The 3,851-nt window shown below is 49.4% G+C and carries 1 protein-coding gene and 1 pseudogene; one reads left to right on the top strand and one right to left on the bottom strand.

Annotation, left to right across the window (positions count from 1 at the left end):
* Positions 1–235 (top strand): annotated as a pseudogene (locus tag HMPREF0666_RS00650) (transposase); the annotation flags it as partial.
* 430 nt (positions 236–665) lie between these two features.
* Here HMPREF0666_RS00650 and HMPREF0666_RS00645 read toward each other — a convergent pair.
* Complete coding sequence (locus HMPREF0666_RS00645) at positions 666–2,366, bottom strand: glycoside hydrolase family 10 protein (protein WP_009010335.1); 1,701 nt, start codon at positions 2,364–2,366, stop codon at positions 666–668.
* Positions 2,367–3,851 lie beyond the last annotated feature (1,485 nt).

The following is a 3,851-nucleotide window of genomic DNA, read 5'->3' as shown; positions in this document are numbered from 1 at the left end:
AGTAGTTCTACATGCACTCATGGGAATGATACATGCCAAGAACCCGAGGTCAAAAGATGGAAGAAATCCTTTCAAAGAGGACAGCCTACCATGGGCAGCATGGATAATTGCCCGTCTACAAGGCTGGTGTGATATGGGTAAGGACACCAGGCCAGGCTACATCACCCTTAAGGAAGGTTTACGAGTATTTGAATACCAAGTAGCCTTCTATACAAGTCTTAAAAAAGATGTGTAGAAAGAGTAGCCCTGCGGGGGAGGGTTGGGGGAGGGGCCACTATCTTGTGGGTTCGAAACTGTGCGCAAAAAGGGTCTGTTAAATCTGTGAGTTCTGTGAGAGAAAGAACTCCCCAGCGTAAGAGAAAAACCTCCCCAGCGTGATAGAAAAAACACATAAAGACCCACGCAAGCAGGCCAATAGGGGTAACCTCACATACTAACTACCAGTTGGCCCCTCCCCGTCCCTCCCCAGAAGGGAAGGGGCGTAATCACCGAGATACCCCTATAACGAGGGTGTACGCTTCGTTCTATCCTCTTACTGGCAGTCTTGTAGGGGTAACCTCACATACTACTCCCCTCCCTACGGGGGAGGGGCCGGGGGAGGGGCCACCGTACACTCTCCCCTACTCTGTTACCTTGTCTTCTCCTACCCACGGTTCCCCTGTCTCTCAGCTACCCCGTCTAACCATGAAATATCCCACTCGGAAGCTGCGTTTCTTATGTCCCCAGACCTGGAGGGAGTACATGCCATTGGGCAGCGAGGCGATGTTCAGCTGGTTATTGTGTATGGTCTTTGCCTTGACAGAGCGTACAGCCGACCCCTGCAAGGTAAGGACAACATAATGGTCGGCATCCGTCAGCTTAGCAGCAGCAGGCAGACTGAGCGTGTTACCATCGTTAGCAAGCAAGGAGACATGCGACGGAGCGAGCGAAACAGCGTTATCGCCCTCCTGCAAGGCAGGCGTCTCAACGCCATAACGACTCATTCCCCTCACAGCAAAGAAGAGGTCGGGACTGACATTCTTCAGCCTCAGCGACTGTCCGACATAGTGTGCGAAGAGCAAGTTACGAGGGTCGTCAGTATTGACAGGGTAGGTGTTGCTGACATAAATATTATAGTATGGAGACCCCGATTTCCACCTCATTACCACCGACTTATCGTCGTTTCTCACCACCAGCGACGCCCCTGCCGCAACCGGTGCAGCACCCTTTGGCGCAGACGTCACCATCGCATGAGGGAGAGCCAACGCCGCATTAAACTGCTTCTCAAAGTCGTAGACCCCCTGTTTGTTGCTTGTGAGGAAGAAAGAACGGAAATGAGCGTGTCCCGCACCGAGGTTACGACTGACGTACATCTGGCGTGTCAGGTCGCTTAAAGTCCAATTTCCCTCACGCGGATCAAGGAAGTAAGTACCCAAGCCAGAGACTATCTCACGCCGATAACAGTTCTCCATCCAGTCGGCAAGGAACGGGTAATAATTGTCACCACGGAAGTATTGCATCGGATAAAGCTGGTCCATCAACCCCTGTCGGAGCCATTCTTGTGCCTCCTGAAACACCCTGTCGTGTGCATTGAAATTCTTTGAACTATATCGACCGAGGTCGGCATGCTTACCGATGGGCGAGCACGACATCTTCACCCATGGTTTGATGGCCTTCACCTCATCGTGGATAGCCCTAACGATGGCCGTTATGTTGCTACGACGCTGGTCGGGTGTGTCGCCTTGACGATAGGAAGGACGGGGCCAACCATCGGGGTATCGGATGTAATCAAGGTTGATTCCATCGACATCATAATTCCTTACAATCTCCCCACAGATGCTTGCCAAATAGGGAGCCACAGACGGGTCGGAGGGGTCGAGATACGCCCCTGTGGAGAAGCTACGTATGCGGAAACCCTTTTTCATCAGTGTTCTGCACCCAAGCGAACCCTTTGCACCGACCGGAATAGTGGCTATCCAGGCGTGAATCTCCATCCCTCGCTTGTGACACTCGGCCACAGCGAAGGCCAGCGGGTCGTAGTCACCATCCGGCACGCCGCCCTCCACGCCCGTAATACACTTGTCCCATGGTTCGAGAGCAGACGGGTAAATCGTTGCCGCACGCACTCGTGCCTGCAAGAGGACGGTGTTGATATTCGCTTTCTGGTATTTGTCGAGGATATCGATGAGCTCTTGTTTCTGTTGTTCAATGCGCTCGGGCGACGTAGCATAGGTCTTTGGCCAATCGAGGTTGGCAAGTGTTGTCAACCAGACGGCACGTGTCTCGCGCTTAGGCATAGCCGTTGTGAGATAGTCAACAAGACTTGTTTGTGCCTGTGAAATAATCGTTATAACACAAAGGAACGTAAGTAAAATGAGCTTCTTCATATATAAGTTTGATGATATGACGTGATTGTCTTAATAATAATCTACCCCTTTCTTTTCGGTTGCAAAGGTAGGCATAAATGGTTAGATGGCAAACTAATAGGGGAAAAGAAATCTTAAAGAGAACCTCACCCCCGGCCCCTCTCCGAATGGAGAGGGGAGTGATCACCGAGATACCCCTACATGTCCTCCAGATGTTTAGCAGCTTATCTCCTATAGAGGATGTGTTTTCTTTCTCACAGAATAACACAGAATAACAGAACACACAGGGTTCAGAAAGATGATGGCCCCTCCCCCTTCCCCTCCCCCGAAGGGAAGGGGAGTGATCACCGAGATACCCCTATGGAGTGGATGTAGGCTTCGTTATGTCCCTTATTAGTAATGATAATAGCTGAAAGGCCTCTGTGAACTCTGTATGCCGGAGGCCTTCTGTGGGATCGAAACGTGCGTGGAAAAGTTCTGTTAAATCTGTGTGTTCTGTGAGAGAAAAACCTCCCCATTATAAGTCTCCAATGTTCTTTTTCTCACAGAGAGCACAGAAGAACAGAATTCACAAAGGCGCACAGAGACATTAAGTCAACCGATTTCACAGAACCTTATAGCCAACTTTAGCTAATCATCAGCACCTAACACTCAACATCCAACACCCTTCTTTAGCTGAAACGCTCTGTGAACTCTGTATGCCGGAGGCGTTCTGTGGACTCGAAACCGTGCGCTTAAAACCTCCGTGGCCTCCGTGTTCTCTGTGAGAGAAAAAAATATCCAGCATAAAAGAAAAGACGCCCCACGCCCCACACAAGCAGCTAAACAGGCGTAACCTCACATACTACCCCCTCTCTGAAACAGGTCAGTAGAATGATAAAATATCCTTACAACCCACCATACTAACCACCCTCACAACTCGCAGATATCATCCCCTACAATCGAGGATATAACCCACAAGAAATCAGCGCATTACGTTTTACGTTCGAGTATATGCCCTTCTTGCTCGTAGAAGACGCCCTTCTTGATGCAAAAAAGGCATCTTCTCGAACGTAGAAAAGCCTCCTCTTGTTGCAAACTCAGCCTTTTCTCGAAAAAAGAAAAGAGTTCTCTGTAAAATATCTTGACATTTCCTATTTACATGGTTAGTACTCTATCTCTCACGAAGGACCTTTCTTTCTCTCACAGAGGACCTTTCTTTCTCTCACAGATTTACACAGATGAACAGAACACACAAAGGCCCACAGAGACATTAAGTCAACCGATATCACAGAGCGTTACAGCTAATCTTAGTTGAAAGGCCTCTGTGACCTCTGTATGCCGGAGGCCTTCTGTGGGCTCGAAACTGTGCGCCAAAAAGCTCCGTGAACTCTGTGTGCTCTGTGAGAGAAAAAACTCACCAGCGTGAGAGAAAAACCTCCCCCCACACGTTTCCAATATTCTTTTTCTCACAGAAAAACACAGATGAACAGAACACATAGCATCTCACAGAGACATTAAGTCAAC

The sequence above is a fragment of the Prevotella sp. C561 genome (assembly GCF_000224595.1).
In the GTDB taxonomy this organism is placed as follows: domain Bacteria; phylum Bacteroidota; class Bacteroidia; order Bacteroidales; family Bacteroidaceae; genus Prevotella; species Prevotella jejuni.
This window is presented reverse-complemented; position numbering and strand designations above follow the sequence as displayed.